This is a genomic window from Streptomyces sp. NPDC003393, from assembly GCF_053589015.1.
In genome coordinates, this window is record NZ_JBSFRB010000002.1 from 45,968 (window position 1) to 63,065 (window position 17,098).

Annotated in this window: 14 protein-coding genes and 1 pseudogene; 13 read left to right on the plus strand and 2 right to left on the minus strand. The window is 73.1% G+C overall.

Annotated features, from left to right (window positions below; all coding sequences use genetic code 11):
• Positions 1-136: 136 nt before the first annotated feature.
• Together purN and purH are read left to right on the plus strand one after the other, a co-directional pair.
• Positions 137-766, plus strand: a complete 630-nt coding sequence (gene purN / locus ACWDUZ_RS02200; RefSeq protein ID WP_451629852.1) for a phosphoribosylglycinamide formyltransferase — start codon at positions 137-139, stop codon at positions 764-766.
• Positions 763-2,328 (plus strand): bifunctional phosphoribosylaminoimidazolecarboxamide formyltransferase/IMP cyclohydrolase, encoded by a 1,566-nt coding sequence (gene purH / locus ACWDUZ_RS02205; protein ID WP_451629853.1) that lies wholly within the window; start codon positions 763-765, stop codon positions 2,326-2,328. Before purN ends, purH begins: the two co-directional genes overlap by 4 nt.
• Before the next feature lie 128 nt (positions 2,329-2,456).
• Here purH and ACWDUZ_RS02210 read toward each other — a convergent pair whose 3' ends face one another.
• A complete protein-coding gene (locus ACWDUZ_RS02210) occupies positions 2,457-2,996 on the minus strand; it encodes a hypothetical protein (RefSeq protein ID WP_451629854.1) in 540 nt (179 codons plus the stop codon).
• A gap of 287 nt (positions 2,997-3,283) precedes the next feature.
• Between ACWDUZ_RS02210 and ACWDUZ_RS02215 the strand changes: the two genes are divergently transcribed.
• The 6 genes from ACWDUZ_RS02215 to ACWDUZ_RS02240 all read left to right on the plus strand — a co-directional run bounded on the left by ACWDUZ_RS02215 (position 3,284) and on the right by ACWDUZ_RS02240 (position 9,335).
• The gene (locus ACWDUZ_RS02215) at positions 3,284-4,138 is read left to right on the plus strand and encodes a bifunctional methylenetetrahydrofolate dehydrogenase/methenyltetrahydrofolate cyclohydrolase (RefSeq protein WP_451629855.1); all 855 of its coding nucleotides are present in this window, start codon (positions 3,284-3,286) and stop codon (positions 4,136-4,138) included.
• The gene (locus ACWDUZ_RS02220) at positions 4,128-4,661 is read left to right on the plus strand and encodes a DUF3017 domain-containing protein (protein ID WP_451629856.1); all 534 of its coding nucleotides are present in this window, start codon (positions 4,128-4,130) and stop codon (positions 4,659-4,661) included. The genes ACWDUZ_RS02215 and ACWDUZ_RS02220 overlap by 11 nt, the downstream gene beginning before the upstream one ends.
• A 274-nt stretch (positions 4,662-4,935) precedes the next feature.
• Complete coding sequence (locus tag ACWDUZ_RS02225) at positions 4,936-5,511, plus strand: helix-turn-helix domain-containing protein (RefSeq protein ID WP_451629857.1); 576 nt, start codon at positions 4,936-4,938, stop codon at positions 5,509-5,511.
• An 82-nt stretch (positions 5,512-5,593) separates the two neighbouring features.
• Positions 5,594-6,694 (plus strand): DUF2690 domain-containing protein, encoded by a 1,101-nt coding sequence (locus tag ACWDUZ_RS02230; protein ID WP_451629858.1) that lies wholly within the window; start codon positions 5,594-5,596, stop codon positions 6,692-6,694.
• Positions 6,695-7,157: 463 nt separating this feature from the next.
• Positions 7,158-8,147 (plus strand): malate dehydrogenase, encoded by a 990-nt coding sequence (locus ACWDUZ_RS02235; protein ID WP_451629859.1) that lies wholly within the window; start codon positions 7,158-7,160, stop codon positions 8,145-8,147.
• 411 nt (positions 8,148-8,558) lie between these two features.
• Positions 8,559-9,335 carry a hypothetical protein gene (locus ACWDUZ_RS02240; protein ID WP_451629860.1) on the plus strand — a complete coding sequence of 259 codons (777 nt, stop codon included), beginning with the start codon at positions 8,559-8,561 and terminating at the stop codon, positions 9,333-9,335.
• On the opposite strand, the pseudogene ACWDUZ_RS02245 reads toward ACWDUZ_RS02240, so the two are convergent.
• Positions 9,286-10,362: pseudogene (locus ACWDUZ_RS02245) on the minus strand (MFS transporter); the annotation flags it as partial. The gene ACWDUZ_RS02240 and the pseudogene ACWDUZ_RS02245 overlap by 50 nt on opposite strands.
• Positions 10,363-10,370: 8 nt before the next feature.
• On the opposite strand from ACWDUZ_RS02245, the gene ACWDUZ_RS02250 reads away from it, so the two are divergent.
• The 5 genes from ACWDUZ_RS02250 to ACWDUZ_RS02270 all read left to right on the plus strand — a co-directional run bounded on the left by ACWDUZ_RS02250 (position 10,371) and on the right by ACWDUZ_RS02270 (position 17,098).
• The gene (locus tag ACWDUZ_RS02250) at positions 10,371-10,568 is read left to right on the plus strand and encodes a hypothetical protein (RefSeq protein ID WP_451630185.1); all 198 of its coding nucleotides are present in this window, start codon (positions 10,371-10,373) and stop codon (positions 10,566-10,568) included.
• A 188-nt stretch (positions 10,569-10,756) separates the two neighbouring features.
• A complete protein-coding gene (locus ACWDUZ_RS02255) occupies positions 10,757-12,283 on the plus strand; it encodes an aldehyde dehydrogenase family protein (protein WP_451629861.1) in 1,527 nt (508 codons plus the stop codon).
• Between the two features lie 146 nt (positions 12,284-12,429).
• The gene (locus ACWDUZ_RS02260) at positions 12,430-13,968 is read left to right on the plus strand and encodes a GMC family oxidoreductase (protein ID WP_451629862.1); all 1,539 of its coding nucleotides are present in this window, start codon (positions 12,430-12,432) and stop codon (positions 13,966-13,968) included.
• Positions 13,965-15,149: a quaternary amine ABC transporter ATP-binding protein gene (locus ACWDUZ_RS02265; RefSeq protein ID WP_451629863.1), complete on the plus strand. Its 1,185-nt coding sequence runs from the start codon at positions 13,965-13,967 to the stop codon at positions 15,147-15,149. The genes ACWDUZ_RS02260 and ACWDUZ_RS02265 overlap by 4 nt, the downstream gene beginning before the upstream one ends.
• Positions 15,149-17,098 carry an ABC transporter permease gene (locus ACWDUZ_RS02270; RefSeq protein ID WP_451629864.1) on the plus strand — a complete coding sequence of 650 codons (1,950 nt, stop codon included), beginning with the start codon at positions 15,149-15,151 and terminating at the stop codon, positions 17,096-17,098. Before ACWDUZ_RS02265 ends, ACWDUZ_RS02270 begins: the two co-directional genes overlap by 1 nt.

The following is a 17,098-nucleotide window of genomic DNA, read 5'->3' on the forward strand; positions in this document are numbered from 1 at the left end:
GCCCCCGTCCCACGGGGGCCGCCCGGAGTGCCGGTATCGTTGCTGACGGTCGGCCGGTTCGTAGGCTTCCCCGTATCCGGGGGCCCGAAGCATTCGTACGACCGTACAAACAGCTCCTTCGAGAAAGGGCCCCACCGTGGCCGCCAAGCCCGTGGCCAAGCGCCTCGTCGTGCTGGTCTCCGGATCCGGCACCAATCTGCAGGCGCTCCTCGACGCGATCGACGAGAGGGGAGCCGAGGCCTACGGTGCCGAGATCGTCGCCGTGGGTGCCGACCGCGACGGCATCGAGGGGCTCGCGCGCGCCGAGCGCGCCGGGGTGCCGACCTTCGTGCGGAAGGTCAAGGACTACGGCACGCGCGAGGAGTGGGACGCGGCGCTCGCCGAGGCCGTCGCCGCCCACGAGCCCGACCTCGTCGTCTCCGCCGGGTTCATGAAGATCGTGGGGAAGGAGTTCCTCGCGCGGTTCGGCGGGCGGTTCGTCAACACGCATCCCGCCCTGCTGCCCAGCTTCCCCGGGGCCCACGGCGTGCGGGACGCGCTGGCGTACGGCGCCAAGGTCACCGGTTGCACCGTCCACTTCGTCGACGACGGCGTCGACACCGGTCCGATCATCGCCCAGGGCGTGGTCGAGGTCCGGGACGAGGACGACGAGAACGCGCTGCACGAGCGCATCAAGGAAGTCGAGCGAAGGCTGCTCGTCGAGGTCGTGGGGCGGATCGCCCGCAACGGCTATCGCATCGAGGGACGAAAGGTAGTTATCCAGTGACCGCCGAGAGCAACAAGCGGCCCATCCGGCGCGCGCTCGTCAGCGTCTACGACAAGACCGGTCTGGAGGAGCTCGCGCGCGGGCTGCACGAGGCCGGCGTCGACCTCGTCTCCACCGGCTCCACCGCAGCGAAGATCGCCGCGGCGGGCGTGCCCGTCACCAAGGTCGAGGAGCTGACCGGCTTCCCCGAGTGCCTGGACGGGCGGGTCAAGACCCTGCACCCCAAGGTGCACGCCGGCATCCTCGCCGACCTGCGCCTGGAGGACCACCGGCGACAGCTGGCCGAGCTGGGCGTCGAGCCGTTCGACCTGGTCGTCGTGAACCTCTACCCGTTCCGTGAGACGGTCGCCTCCGGCGCCTCGCCCGACGAGTGCGTGGAGCAGATCGACATCGGCGGCCCGTCGATGGTCCGCGCCGCCGCCAAGAACCACCCGTCGGTGGCGGTCGTCACCAGCCCCGCCCGCTACGGCGACGTCCTGGCCGCCGTCTCCTCCGGCGGCTTCGACCTCGCCACGCGCAAGCGGCTGGCCGCCGAGGCCTTCCAGCACACGGCCGCCTACGACGTCGCCGTCGCGACCTGGTTCGCCTCCTCCTACGCGCCCGCCGACGACTCGTCCTTCCCGGACTTCCTGGGCGCCACCTGGCAGCGCGCGCACACCCTGCGCTACGGCGAGAACCCGCACCAGCCCGCCGCGCTGTACGTGGACGGCAGCGGCGCGGGCCTGGCGCAGGCCGAGCAGCTGCACGGCAAGGAGATGTCCTACAACAACTACACGGACACCGACGCCGCCCGCCGTGCCGCCTACGACCACGACGAGCCCTGCGTGGCGATCATCAAGCACGCCAACCCGTGCGGCATCGCCGTCGGCGCGGACGTCGCCGAGGCGCACCGCAAGGCGCACGCCTGCGACCCGGTGTCGGCCTACGGCGGTGTGATCGCCGTGAACCGCCCGGTCAGCAAGGAGATGGCCGAGCAGGTCGCCGACATCTTCACCGAGGTCATCGTCGCGCCCGACTACGAGGAGGGGGCCCTGGAGGCCCTCACCAAGAAGAAGAACATCCGGGTGCTCAGGGCTCCCGAGGCCCCGGCGAACCCCGTCGAGGTCAAGGCCGTCGATGGCGGCGCGCTGCTCCAGGTCACCGACCGCCTCCAGGCCGACGGCGACGACCCCGCCAACTGGACGCTGGCCAGCGGCCAGGCGCTGGCGGCGGACGAACTGGCCGAGCTGGCCTTCGCCTGGAAGGCATGCCGTGCGGTGAAGTCCAACGCGATCCTGCTCGCCAAGGACGGTGCCTCGGTGGGCGTCGGTATGGGCCAGGTCAACCGGGTCGACTCCTGCAAGCTGGCCGTCGAGCGGGCGGGCGAGGAGCGGGCGCGGGGTTCCTACGCCGCCTCCGACGCGTTCTTCCCGTTCCCCGACGGCCCGGAGATCCTCATCGCGGCGGGCGTGAAGGCCATCGTCCAGCCGGGCGGCTCGATCCGCGACGAGCAGGTCGTGGAGGCCGCGAAGAAGGCGGGCGTGACGATGTACTTCACCGGTACGCGGCACTTCTTCCACTGAGCACCTGATCGGGTGTCCGACACGAGCGACGGCCGCGGGCCCCTCTTCCAGGAGGGGCCCGCGGCCGTCGCCGTCCGGCGTGTCACTTCGGACAGGTGCTCAGCATCAGGAGCAGCGACCGGTCGCCATCAGTAGCGCGGCCGGTTGAACCAGGCCTTGCCCTTGGAGCCGCCGACGAAGCAGGCGATCAGGATGGCGAGCACCAGGTGCACGATGCCCGCGATGGTGAACGGATACAGGGCGATGACCGCGGTGATGATCCCGAACACCATGATGGTGACGCGGACTCCGTTGCCGCCCGTCTTGAACTTCGTGGCCAGGACGGCCGTGAGTACACCCCAGACCACCGCGAACACCACGAGCGCCCACAGCCAGCCGGTCGAGTAGTCGGCGAGACGCTCGAAGGCGGCGCTGTCCTTGAGGCTGTCGTCGTCCTTCGCCGCGTTGATCGAGGCCGCGCCGGCGGCGAACAGGGCCGCGCCGAGCACCTGGAGGCCGACGATCACCCACATCAGCACCCGGGCGGCGCTGACGCTGCCCGGCATCGTCTCCGGTACGCCGGCGCCGTACGGCTGCTGCACGGGCGGGGCCTGCGGGTAGCCGTAGCCGGGCGCCTGGCCGGGCTGCTGCGGGGCGCCATAGGGGTTGTTCGGGTCGCCGTAGCTCATGGCGGTACTTCCTCCGTGGATCACGTGCGGGGACGACGCGTGGCACCGCACGGAGGAGAGTTCTACGGCAAGCGGTCCGTCCCCCCGATGAGCTGCCCGCGGCACTATGGCTCATCATCGTTCTTGACCAGTTGCTTACTTGTCCAGCCGGATTTCACAGGTGTTGTGCAAGCGCAACCTCACGATCAAGAAGCCGGAGCGGCGAGGCAGCGCGACGGCCACCCGGCCGACCACGACATGCTCACCCGGATTGGAACCACCGCCCGGTCATCCGCGAGGATGGAGACATGACCGCCCAGATTCTCGATGGCAAGGCCACCGCAGCCGCGATCAAGTCCGATCTGACCGCCCGCGTGGCGGCGCTGAAGGAGAAGGGCGTCACGCCCGGCCTCGGCACGATTTTGGTCGGGGACGACCCCGGCAGCCGCAAGTACGTCGCCGGCAAGCACCGCGACTGCGCCGAGGTCGGCATCGCCTCCATCCAGCGCGAACTGCCCGCCACCGCGACCCAGGAGGAGATCGAGGCGGTCGTACGGGAGCTCAACGAGGACCCGTCCTGCACCGGCTACATCGTCCAACTGCCCCTGCCCAAGGGCATCGACGAGAACCGCATCCTGGAACTGATGGACCCGGACAAGGACGCCGACGGCCTGCACCCGATGAACCTGGGCCGCCTGGTCCTCAACGAGCCGGCCCCGCTGCCCTGCACCCCCAACGGGGTGCTGACGCTGCTGCGCCGCTACGGCGTGGAGATCAAGGGCGCCGAGGTCGTGGTCGTCGGCCGCGGGGTGACCATCGGCCGCCCGATGCCGCTGCTGCTCACCCGGCGCAGCGAGAACGCCACGGTCACCCAGTGCCACACCGGCACCCGCGACCTGTCCGCCCACCTCAAGCGGGCCGACATCATCGTCGCCGCGGCCGGCGCGGCCCACCTGATCCGCGCCGAGGACGTGAAGCCGGGCGCGGCCGTCCTCGACGTCGGTGTCTCTCGCAACGCCGAGGGCAAGATCGTGGGCGACGTTCACCCCGACGTCGCCGAGGTGGCCGGCTGGATCTCCCCGAACCCCGGCGGCGTCGGCCCGATGACGCGCGCCCAACTGCTGGTCAACGTGGTCGAGGCGGCGGAGCGCAGTGTCGGCTGAGGCGGGCGGCGCCCCACGGAGCGCACGGGACACGCAGGATTCTCGGGAGACGCGTGACACGGCCCGGGACCAGGGGCCGGGTCAGGTCGGGGACCCGGCCGGTGCGCCGGAGGCCGGGGCCCGGCCGAGGCGGGGCACGCGCCGCTTCCCCCTGCTGACGAAGGACACGGCACGGCCCGAGGGCGGCGGTCGTGCCGCACCGGGCGACGCCCCCGCTCCCGCGCGGCAGTGGCCGCTGCTCGCCGTGCTGGTCACGGTCGGGCTCGGCCTGCTGGTGACGGCCCTCGACGCGTTCCGGGTGGGGCTGCTGCTGATCGGCGCCGGGCTGCTGGGCGGCGCCCTGCTGCGCTGGTTCCTGCCCCGCGTCGGCATGCTCGCCGTCCGCTCCCGTTTCACGGACATCGTCACCTACGGGATCCTGGGCTGCGCGATCGTGCTGCTGGCGCTGATGGCCCAGCCGAAGCCCTTGCTGGAGATCCCGTTCCTGGACGACGCGCTGCACTTCACGGTCCGCAACAGCTGACGAACTGCTGACGGCGGCCCTACATCCGTACGGCTACGGTGGCGGCGGCCCATCCTCTCCCCCGAGTCAGGACGGGCCGCCGTCGGGAACAACACTCCTGCACGGTGAACGGCCTGTTCAACGGCTGTCCGTGCGCTGTGGCACGGAAGTGACCATTCCGCTACGGTGTCCGCGCTCTGCCACAGGGGCGCTCCCGCCCGGCGCGGGAACCGATCCACCCGCCGTCCTCGTCACTCTCCGCAAGGGGCGACGCGAGGATGCCGGGAGGTGTGGGATGGGCGCCTGGCAGCCGCTGCCGGAGGATCTGCCGCCGGAAGTACGGCACTGCGTGGAGCAGTTGCGGCTCCTCAAGGACACGACCGGCCTCAGCCTGGCCGCGCTCGGTGCGCGCACCGCGTACAGCAAGTCGTCCTGGCAGCGCTGTCTCAACGCGGGCCAGCCGCCGCCGCGGCAGGCGGTCGCCGCCCTGTGCCGGGTCGCGGGCCTGACCGGCGCGGACGTCGAACGGCACATCGTGCGCTGGGAGATGGCCGTCAAGGTCTGGCCCAGGCCGGCCGCGGCGCCGGAGGCGGCGGCGGAGGGGGCCGATCAGGCCCGGGCGACCCGGGCCCATGAGGTCCGCGAGGTCCGTGCGGCGGCCTGCGATGCGCACGGCGTGACCCACGGCGAGCACGACGCGGCCCACGGCGAGGCCCCCGAAGCCTATGAGGAGCTCCCCACCGTGCCCTGGTGGGACCGGCCGGAGGAACGGTCACGTTCCGGGCCGGGCGGACGCCTTCTGCTGTATGCCGTCGTGCTGCTCGTGGGCCTGGTGCTCGCCGCCGTCGTGGGCACCCTTGCCCTGGGGTGACAAACTAGGGATCCGGGGAGAAGTCGCCCAACAGCCGGGCCGGTGCTGACAATCCGCGCAAGGGGGAACAGGGGGAGTCGCGATGGCTCGTTGGAAGGCTCTGCCCGATGAACTCGACCCGCAGGTCAAGGAGTTCGCCGGGCAACTGCGGCGGCTGGTCGACCGCAGTGGTCTCAGCGTCGCCGCGCTCGCCGACCGCACCGGCTACAGCAGGACGTCCTGGGAGCGTTATCTGGGCGGCCGGCTCCTGGCGCCCAAGGGGGCGGTGATCGCCCTCGCCGAGGTCACCGGCAGCAACCCGGTCCATCTCACCACGATGTGGGAACTCGCCGAACGAGCCTGGAGTCGCGCAGAGTTGCGCCACGACAGGACCATGGAGGCCATCCGGATCGCCCAGGCCCGGGCGGCGCTGGGCGGACCCGGTACGACGCAACCCGGGGCGGTGTCCGGTGGCGGCACCCGCGTGGGCGGCAGCGCCACCGTGCCACCCGGGGCGCCCAAGCCGGGTGCGCCCACGCCCGGGGTGGCGGGCCCGGCGGGCGTGTCCCCGACGGTGGTGCCGTCGCAGCCGACGGCCTCCGACGCGCACGTGCGCGACGCGGTCCCCGTCTCCGGGGCCGCCTCCGGATCCGCGCCCGGCCCGGGATCCGGCGCCCGCCCGCCGGCGACCGGTGCGCCCGGCCGGTTCGGGGGGCGGGGGCGGAGGCTGACGATGTTTCTCGCGGGCATGGTGGCCGCGCTGGCGGTGATCGGCACCGTGTTCCACTTCACCGGCGGCGGCGGGCGCGAGGTGCCGGCCGCGAGGACGTCACCGTCGCCGTCCGTGAGTACCGGCGCCGGCCTGCCGCCCGGAGTGAAGTGCGCAGGGGCGGGCTGCACCGGCAAGGACGCCGAGGCCATGGGGTGCGGCGGGAAGCTGGTGACCACGGCCCGCAGCGTCACCGTGGGCACAACCGTGGTCGAGGTGCGCTACAGCAGGACGTGCGGCGCCGCATGGGGTCGTATCACCCGGGCCGCGCAGGGCGACCGGGTACAGGTGACGGTCGGCTCGCACAAGGAGACCGACACGGTCACCGAGCCGGGCGACACCATCGCGTACACACCGATGGTGGCCGTGAAGGACGCCGCTTCGGCGAGGGCGTGCGCGACGCTGGCGTCGGGGCGGACGGGCTGCACCACGTGAACCCGCTCAGGCGGCCCCCTTCGCCCGGAAGGCCCGCCGTCCGACCGGAGCACCGTCCGACCGGAGCACCGTGCGGCCGTGAGACGGCGAGAGAGGCGGCCGCCCGTCCGGGAGAGGAGAGACTCGGGCGGCCGCCGTGGGGGATGCCGGAAGAACCGGATTCCCGTGGGGGGTGGGATTCGCGTGCCCCGAACGGCGTAACCCATGCGCGCCGCGCGTCACTTCTCCGCACTTCTCCGCGGCATCTTCACTGTGCCGTCTGTGGGACGGGCCACAGGGGGGCGGGAGTCCGGCATGCCGGATGCGCGATAGCCTGACCGTGGATCTCTCTTGACGCCAAGAGATCGATCATCCGTATCCGTGATCGATCATCGCGGCGGGTGTACGGTCGCCGACCGGACGCGGGGATCCCGCACCCCGGGGCAGGGACGCCCCGACCGCCAGCTGTCCTACGGAGAACGCCATGACCCGCACTCCCGTGAACGTCACCGTCACCGGCGCGGCCGGCCAGATCGGTTACGCCCTGCTCTTCCGCATCGCCTCCGGCCAGTTGCTCGGCGCGGACGTGCCGGTCAAGCTGCGCCTCCTGGAGATCACCCCGGCCCTGAAGGCCGCCGAGGGCACGGCGATGGAGCTGGACGACTGCGCGTTCCCGCTCCTTCAGGGCATCGACATCACGGACGACCCGAACGTCGCGTTCGACGGCGCCAACGTCGCCCTCCTCGTCGGCGCCCGTCCGCGCACCAAGGGCATGGAGCGCGGTGACCTGCTCGAGGCCAACGGCGGCATCTTCAAGCCGCAGGGCAAGGCCATCAACGACCACGCCGCGGACGACATCAAGGTGCTCGTCGTCGGCAACCCGGCCAACACCAACGCGCTGATCGCCCAGGCCGCCGCCCCGGACGTACCGGCCGAGCGCTTCACCGCCATGACCCGTCTGGACCACAACCGCGCGCTGACCCAGCTCGCCAAGAAGACGGGCTCGTCGGTCGCCGACATCAAGCGCCTGACCATCTGGGGCAACCACTCCGCCACCCAGTACCCGGACGTCTTCCACGCCACGGTCGCCGGCAAGAACGCCGCCGAGGTCGTGAACGACGAGAAGTGGCTGGCCGAGGACTTCATCCCGACCGTCGCCAAGCGCGGTGCCGCCATCATCGAGGCCCGTGGCGCCTCGTCGGCCGCCTCCGCCGCCAACGCCGCCATCGACCACGTGTACACCTGGGTCAACGGCACCGCCGAGGGCGACTGGACCTCCATGGGCATCCCGTCGGACGGCTCCTACGGCGTCCCGGAGGGCCTGATCTCCTCCTTCCCGGTCACCACCAAGGACGGCAAGTACGAGATCGTCCAGGGCCTGGACATCAACGAGTTCTCGCGCGCCCGCATCGACGCCTCCGTCAAGGAGCTCGAGGAGGAGCGCGAGGCGGTCCGCGGCCTCGGCCTCATCTGAGTCGACCGGAGCCGACCCGGGTCGAGCGGCTTTCGCCGTGGACCCCGCTTCGTCACGACCCCGCACGGGCTCCGTTCCGGTTTCATCCGGAACGGGGCCCGTGGCCGTTTTCACCGCTACCGTCGAATGGCGCGAATGACGCGGAAATCGGTAGGCGGGTTCGGCGGTACGTCGGTCGCCGGTGCGCGGCGGGGCGGCTTCGGGGGGTTGACGATGAGCGGTTGGGACGTCCACGGCTCCGGTTCGGGACCGGAGCGCGAGCCGAGCGAGGACAGAGGCCGGGCGGCCTGGCAGGGATCGGACGGAGAGGCTTCGGAGCCGTCGTGGGCGTCCGCCGAAACCCGAACGGGCACCCCGCTCCCGCCGCCGCGGGGAACCCCGCCGCCCGCACCCCCCTCGTCGTCGCCGTACGTGCCACCCCCGGCGTACGCCCCGTCCGCGCCGGCGCCGCGTTCCGCGGGCGGGACTCACCGCGGCGGACGCGTCCTGGCGGCGCTGGCCGCGGCCGCGGTGCTGGGGGCGGGAACCGGTGCGGGGGTCTGGTACGTCCTGCTGCGGGACGGGGCCACCGGATCGTCGGCCGGTCCGGCGACCGGCGTCGCCGTCACCACCTCGTCCCCGGCCTCCTCCCCGCTTCCCTCGTCACCGGACTCGGCGGACCCGGGGAACGACGACGGCACCCCGGGGACCGATCCCGGCCAGGACGCCTCGGTCCGGTCCCCCGCCGCCCCCGCCTCCGGCTATCGCCGCGCCCAGGACCCCGTCGGCTACACGCTCGACGTCCCCGAGGGCTGGACCCGGCGGCAGAAGCAGGGCGAGAAGGCGCCGGTGGTCTACTACGACTCCCCGTCCGACGGCCGTCAGCTCCAGATCTTCGCAGTCACGGAGGACTCCCCGGCCGCCTCCCTCGACCTGGCCGAGAACGACCCCGGCTACGGCTTCGCCCGGCAACCCGGCTACGAGGCCCTGGACCGCGACTCCGGCCCCGCCTGGGTCGAGCTGACCTATCGCTACGACGACGCGGACAAGGGCCCCCGCCGGGTCGTCGACCACCGCTTCCGGGCCGCCGACGGCACCCTCTACGCCCTCCGCGTCAGCGGCCCCGCCGCCCTCCCCACCGCGCGCGTCCGCGTGCCGCTCACCGCCGCACTGAACTCCTTCTGCCCGCCGGGCGGTCGGTGCGGTTAGAGCGCCCGTGACCGGCCACCACCACCGTCGTCGCCACCAGGACCGTCAGCGCGACGACGCGCAGGGCCGGCGCCATGCCGGCCGTGAGCGCCTGGTGCGCTCCGGGCGCCTGGGCACGGGGGTGGGCGGTCAGGACGGTGCCGGTGACGGCGACGCCCAGGGCGGCGCCCAGTTCGCGGGCCGAGGTGCCGAGACCCGAACCCAGGCCCGCCTGGTGCGGCGGCAGCGAGGCGACGACGCCGACCGTGAGCGCGGGCATGCTGAGCCCGATGCCGGCGGAGATGACGAGCAGCCAGCAGGCGTACACCGCGTACGGGGTGCCGGCGCCGGCGGTGGAGGCGCCGAGCAGTCCCAGGCCGATCAGGGACAGGCCACCGCCGATCACCGGGCGCGGGCGGTGCGCCCACTGCGCCGCCATCTTCGGTACCAGGGCCATGCCCACGGCGAGCGGCGCGATCGCCACCCCGGTGACGGCGGCGCCGTAGCCCTTGATGTCCTGCAGGTACTGGGAGTTGACGTAGAAGAGGGAGAACAGGCCGAAGAAGCCGGTGGTGGTGCCCAGGGCGGCGGCGCGCAGCCGGTGCGAGGCGAAGACACGGGGGTCGAACAGCGGGGCGGGCGAGCGCAGGGCGTGCCGGGTGAAGAGGGCGGTGAGCAGGGCGCCCGTGGTGAACGCGACGACGATGCGGGGCGAGCCCCAGCCGTGTACCGGGCCCTCGATGATGCCGAAGACGACGGCGACCAGCCCGGCGGTGAGCAGCAGGGTGCCGAGCGGGTCGGGGTTGCCGCGCGCCGAGCGTGCGGTGCGCGGCACGGCGACGGCCACGGCCGCGGCGAGCAGCGCGGCCAGTGGCACCATGACGGCGAACAGGGCGCGCCAGGACAGGAACTGGCCGATGAGGCCGCCGCCGAGGAGCGCCGCGCCCGCACCGGACAGGCCCCGGCCCGCGATCAGCGGTGCGGGGCCGGTGGCCAGGGCGCTGGTGGCGGCGCCGGCGGCGAACAGCGCCAGCCCGGCGAGCAGGCTCCGACCTGGTGGGCCTGGTCCCCACCTGGGGGCTGCCGCTGGCCGCCGCGCTGGGCCTGGTCGCCTTCCGCGTACCGCTCCGGCTGCCCGCGCTCGCACTCGGCCTCGCCTGGCACCCGCGTCACGACGTCGACCCGGCACACGCCTGGCTGCGCCGGTGCGTCCGCGACGTGATGGACCAGTGGGCGGTGACCGGCGGAAGCTGACGATCGGCCGCGACCGATCGACATCCGCGGCTTTCGTCCCGCCATGTCCGCCACCTCCGTGACGAGGGGCACTTTCGGACATGGATCGCGCATGCACCTCGCGGGGAGCGGGCAGGCGCTCCCGGTCCCCGTGGGTGACATCCGCGTCACCCGGGGCGACCAGGCAGGAACGGAAGGCATCACCGATCATGGCGGACAGTACGCAACACACGGCGCGCACCACGATCCACGCGGGAGGGGAGTGGCTGGAGGCGGTCTCCGGCGCCACGCGCGACATCCTCGACCCCGCGGACGCGACGCCGTTCGCCGTGGTCGCCGAGGGCGACGAGAAGGACGCGGACCGGGCCGTGGAGGCCGCCCGGCGCGCCTTCGACGGGGGCGCCGGCCCCTGGCCGCGCACCCCCGTCGCCGAACGGGCCGCCCTGCTGCGCGAGGTCGCCGGCCTGCTGGTGCGCGACCGCGAGAAGCTCGCAATGGTGGAGAGCCGGGACGCGGGCAAGACCCTGGAGGAGGGCCGCGTCGACGTCGACTGCGTCGCCGACGCCTTCCGCTACTTCGCCGACCTGGTCGCCGCCGAGGCACCCGGCCGGGTCGTGGACGCCGGCACGCCCGACGTCCACAGCGTCGTCGTCCATGAACCGGTCGGCGTCTGCGCCCTGATCACTCCCTGGAACTATCCGCTGCTCCAGGCCAGTTGGAAGATCGCCCCGGCGCTCGCCGCGGGCAACACCTTCGTGGTCAAACCCAGTGAGATCACCCCGCTCACCACGGTCGCGCTCGTCGGCCTGCTCCTGGAGGCCGGCCTGCCCGCCGGGGTGGCCAACATCGTCACCGGCCCCGGTCACACGGTCGGCGCCCGCCTCGCCGAGCACCCCGACGTCGACCTCGTCTCCTTCACCGGCGGCCTGGCCAGCGGCACGAAGGTGGCCCGGGCCGCCGCCCCCACCGTGAAGAAGGTCGCCCTCGAACTGGGCGGCAAGAACCCCAACGTCGTCTTCGCCGACGCCTGCGCCACCGACGAGGGCTTCGACACCGCCGTCGACCAGGCCCTCAACGCGGCCTTCATCCACAGCGGCCAGGTCTGCTCGGCCGGCGCCCGGCTGATCGTCGAGGAGTCCGTCCGGGACCGTTTCGTCGCCGAACTCGCCCGCCGCGCAGCACGGATCCGGCTGGGCCGCGGCACCGAGCCGGGCGTCGAGTGCGGGCCGCTCGTCTCCGAGCAGCAGCGCGCGAAGACCGAGGCGTACGTCGCCTCGGCGCTGGCGGAGGGCGCGGTGCTGCGCTGCGGCGGCAAGCGGCCCGAGGCCGACCGGACCCGGCCCGCCACCGGCTACTACTACGAGCCGACCGTTCTGGACCAGTGCCACCGGGAGATGCGGGTCGTCCGCGAGGAGGTCTTCGGACCGGTGCTCACGGTCGAGACGTTCCGCACCGAGGACGAGGCCGTCCTGCTCGCCAACGACACCGAGTACGGCCTGGCCGGCGCCGTCTGGACCGCCGACGCGGGCCGGGCGCGCAGGGTCGCGGGCCGACTGCGCCACGGCACGGTCTGGATCAACGACTTCCACCCCTACCTCCCGCAGGCGGAATGGGGTGGCTTCGGCAAGAGCGGAGTCGGCCGCGAACTGGGACCCTCCGGACTCGCCGAGTACCGCGAGACCAAGCACCTGTACCAGAACCTCGCGCCCAAGCCGGTGCGCTGGTTCGCGGGCTGAGCCCCGCCCCCGTACGCGGCGAACCCGCTCCCCTCACAGGCGAACGCGCTCCCCTCGCGGCAGACCCCCCGTACGCCGCGGTCGGCGTGCGCCGGACGCCACCTGCCGGACCCCACCGGCCGGATCCCCCTCTGGAGTACCCCCTCATGCCCGACAACCTCCCTGAGAACACCTACGACTACGTCGTCGTCGGCGGCGGCACGGCCGGATCCGTCATCGCCTCCCGCCTCACCGAGAACCCCGACGTCACCGTCGCCGTCATCGAGGGCGGCCCGAGCGACGTCGGCCGCGACGACGTGCTGACCCTGCGCCGCTGGATGGGCCTCCTCGGCGGCGAGCTCGACTACGACTACCCCACCACCGAACAGCCCCGCGGCAACTCCCACATCCGGCACAGCCGGGCCCGCGTCCTCGGCGGCTGCTCCTCGCACAACACCCTCATCGCCTTCAAGCCGCTGCCGTCCGACTGGGACGAGTGGGAGGAGGCCGGCGCCAAGGGCTGGGGCGCGGTGCCCATGGAGGCGTACTACGCGCGGCTGCTCAACAACATCGTCCCGGTGGACGAGAAGGACCGGAACGCCATCGCCCGCGACTTCGTCGACGCGGCCCAGGCGGCCCTCGGCGTCCCCCGCGTCGAGGGGTTCAACAAGAAGCCGTTCAGCGAGGGCGTCGGCTTCTTCGACCTCGCCTACCACCCGGAGAACAACAAGCGGTCGTCGGCCTCGGTGGCCTACCTGCATCCGGTGATGGACGAGCGCCCGAACCTCAGCCTCTTCCTGGAGACCTGGGCGTACCGGCTGGAGCTGGACGGCACCCGCGTCGAGGGCGTCCAGGTGCGCACCAAGGACGGCGAGGAACTGCTGATCCGCGCCCGCAACGAGGTCGTGCTGTGCGCGGGCGCCGTCGACTCGCCGCGTCTGCTGATGCACTCGGGCATCGGTCCGCGCGAGGACCTGGAGGCGCTCGGCATCCCGGTCGTGCACGACCTGCCGGGCGTCGGCGAGAACCTGCTGGACCACCCCGAGTCGGTCATCGTCTGGGAGACCCACGGACCCATCCCGGAGAACTCCGCGATGGACTCCGACGCGGGCCTGTTCGTGCGCCGCGACCCCGAACACGCGGGCCCCGACCTGATGTTCCACTTCTACCAGATCCCGTTCACCGACCACCCGGAGCGACTGGGGTACAAGCGGCCGGAGTTCGGCGTCTCGATGACCCCCAACATCCCCAAGCCGAGGAGCCGCGGCCGCCTCTACCTGACCAGCGCCGACCCGTCCGTGAAGCCCGCTCTGGACTTCCGCTACTTCACCGACGAGGACGACTACGACGCCCGGACCCTCGTCGACGGCATCCGCATCGCCCGTGAGATCGCCAAGGCCGAGCCGCTCGCCGGCTGGCTCGAGCGCGAGGTCTGCCCCGGCCCTGAGGTCGTCGGCGACGCCGAGCTGAGCGAGTACGCCCGCAAGGTCGCGCACACCGTCTACCACCCCGCCGGCACCTGCAGGATGGGTGCCCCCGAGGACGAACTCGCCGTCGTCGACCCTGAGTTGAAGATCCGGGGCCTGGACGGCATCCGTATCGCCGACGCCTCCGTCTTCCCGACCATGACCGCCGTGAACCCGATGATCGGGGTGCTCATGGTCGGGGAGAGGGCCGTCGACCTGATCGGAGGCGATGCGCGATGACGCTCACGGTCCCCACCCGCAAGCCCCCCACCACCACGACCGACGCGCCGGTCTTCTCGGTGTCCGGCCTCTGGAAGGTCTTCGGCCCCAAGGCCGACCGTGTTCCGGCCGACCCGGAACTCAGCGGACTCGGCCCCGCCGAACTCCGCTCCCGCACCGGCTGCACGGCCGCCGTGCGAGACGTCTCCTTCGAGGTGCGCAGGGGCGAGGTCTTCGTCGTCATGGGCCTGTCCGGCTCCGGCAAGTCCACGCTCGTACGCTGCCTCACCCGGCTGATCGAACCGACCGCGGGCGCCGTCGCGCTCGACGGCGAGGACGTGCGCGCCATGGACCGCACCCGGCTGCGGGAGCTGCGCCGGCACCGCACCGCGATGGTCTTCCAGCACTTCGGCCTGCTGCCCCACCGCACCGTCCTCGACAACGTCGCCTACGGCCTGCAGATCCAGGGCGTGGGCCGCTCCGAGCGCCGTGCGAAGGCCGCGGAGGTGGTCGCGAAGGTCGGCCTGAAGGGCATGGAACAGCGCCGCCCCGGTCAGCTCTCCGGCGGCCAGCGCCAGCGCGTCGGCCTCGCCCGCGCCCTCGCCGTCGACCCCGAGGTGCTCCTGTTCGACGAGCCGTTCAGCGCCCTCGACCCGCTCATCCGGCGGGACATGCAGGAGGAGGTCGTCCGCCTGCACCAGGAGGAGGGCCGCACGATGGTCTTCATCACCCACGACCTTCAGGAGGCCCTCAAGCTCGGCGACCGCATCGCGCTGATGCGCGACGGCCGCGTCGTGCAGCTCGGCACGCCCGAGGAGATCGTCGGCTCCCCGGCCGACGACTACGTCCGCGAGTTCGTCCGAGACGTCCCGCGCGAACAGGTGATGACGGTGCGCAGCGCCATGCGCCCGGCCGCCGCGCAGGACGCGGGCACCGGCCCGGCGGTGTCCCCGCGTGCCACGGTCGCCGAGGCCATCGAGGTGGTCGCCCGGGCGGGCGCACCGGCCCGCGTGGTGGACGGGGGCAGGTGCGTGGGGACGGTCGACTCGGACGCACTGCTGGGCGTGGTCGCGGGCGTCACCGACGCCGGCGTGCCCGCGGGCGGCCGCGCCGGTGGGACGGCACCGGTGAGCGCGGCGGCGTCCCGCTCGGGCGGGCCGGCCGTCCCGCCCGGTCCCGGCAGTGACCCGGGGGCCGTGTGATGGCGACGATCTCCGCATCGGTCCCCCGTCCGGCGTCCGGCGCCGTGCGCAGCCCCGCCCTGCAGAAGCTGGCGGTCCTCGCGCTCCTCGCCGCGGTCGTCGGGCCCCTGGCGGGCGCCCACTGGGCGGGCAGCGCCTGGCCGCACGCGCTGACGGTCGACCTCACCGAACCGCTCACCGGCGTCAGCACCTGGATCATCGACAACCGCGACAGCCACCCCCTGTTCCTCTACTTCTTCGGCCACATCAGCAACGCGGTCGTCATCTGCGTGCGCGCGGTGTACCTCTTCCTCCTCGCCGCCGGCTGGGCCGGCGCCACCGCCCTCGCCGCCGCCGTCGCCTGGCGGGTGGCCGGAGTCCGGCTCGCCCTGGGCACGGCGGCCGCGTTCCTCGCCTGCGGTCTGCTCGGCATGTGGGTGCCGACCATGCAGACCCTCGCGCTGATGGTGATCGCGGTGCTCGCCTCGGTGGCCGTCGGGGCGCTGCTCGGTCTCGCCGCCGGGCTGTCGGACCGCATGGACCGCGCGCTGCGCCCGGTGCTGGACACCATGCAGGTGCTCCCGGCGTTCGCGTACCTGCTCCCCGTCGTCCTGGTGTTCGGCATCGGAGTGCCCGCCGCCGTCCTCGCCACGGTCGTCTACGCCGCCCCGCCCATGGCCCGTCTCACCGCCCTCGGGCTGCGCGGCGCCGACGCCGAGGTGCTGGAGGCCGTCGACTCCCTCGGTGCCACCGCACGCCAGCGGCTGCTGACCGCACGCCTCCCGCTGGCCCGGAAGGAACTCCTGCTCGGCCTCAACCAGACGATCATGATGGCGCTGTCCATGGCCGTCATCGCCTCCGTCATCGGCGCCGGCGGCCTCGGCGACCGCGTCTACCAGGCGCTCGCCTCGGTCGACGTGGGCGCCGCGCTGGCGGCCGGCATCCCCATCGTGCTGCTGGCCGTCGTACTGGACCGGGTGACCGCAGCGGCGGGGGAGCGCATCGGCGACGGGCCCCGCACGAACGCGGTGTGGTGGGTGAACGGCGCCCTCGCCGCCGCCGTCGCCGCCGTGGCGGTCGCCGCCCGTGTCGCGGGCCGTCCCGACTGGCCCTCCGGGTGGACGGTGGACATCGCCGAGCCGGTCGACCGCGCGGTCGACTGGATGACCGCACACCTGTACTCGGGCGTCCCGTACATCGGCGGCACCGCGGACTGGGCGGGCCACTTCACCACCTGGGTCCTGGACCCCGTGCGGTCCGGGCTGCAGTGGCTGCCCTGGTGGTCGGTGCTGCTGATCGTGGCCGCCCTGGCCTGGCTGATCGGCACCTGGCGCACCGCGTTGACCGCCGTGGCCGCCATGGCCGCGATCGGAGTGCTCGGGGTGTGGAAGCCGGCCCTGGACACCCTGTCCCAGGTGCTGGCCGCCGTCGCCGTCACCCTGCTCGCCGGTTTCGCCACCGGCATCGCCGCCGCCCGCAGCGACCGCTTCGAGAAGCTGCTGCGCCCGGTCCTGGACGTCTTCCAGACCATGCCGCAGTTCGTGTACCTGATCCCGGTCGTCGCGCTGTTCGGCGTCGGCCGCGCGCCGGCGGTCGCCGCCGCGATCGTCTACGCCCTGCCCGCCGTCGTCCGCATCACCGCACAGGGGCTGCGCCAGGTCGACCCGGCCGCCCTGGAGTCGGCCCGCTCGCTCGGCGCGACCAGCGGACAGCAGCTGAGGCAGATCCAGCTGCCGCTCGCCCGGCCGGCGCTGCTGCTCGCGGTCAACCAGGGCCTGGTCCTCGTCCTCGCCGTCGTCATCATCGGCGGCCTGGTCGGCGGTGGCGCGCTCGGGTACCAGGTCGTCTTCGGCCTCGCCCAGGGCGACCTGGCGACCGGTCTCGTCGCCGGCGTCGCGATCGTCTGCCTCGGCCTGATGCTCGACCGGGTGACCCAGCCCACCGCGCGGCGCGCGAAGAAGGGAGCGTGA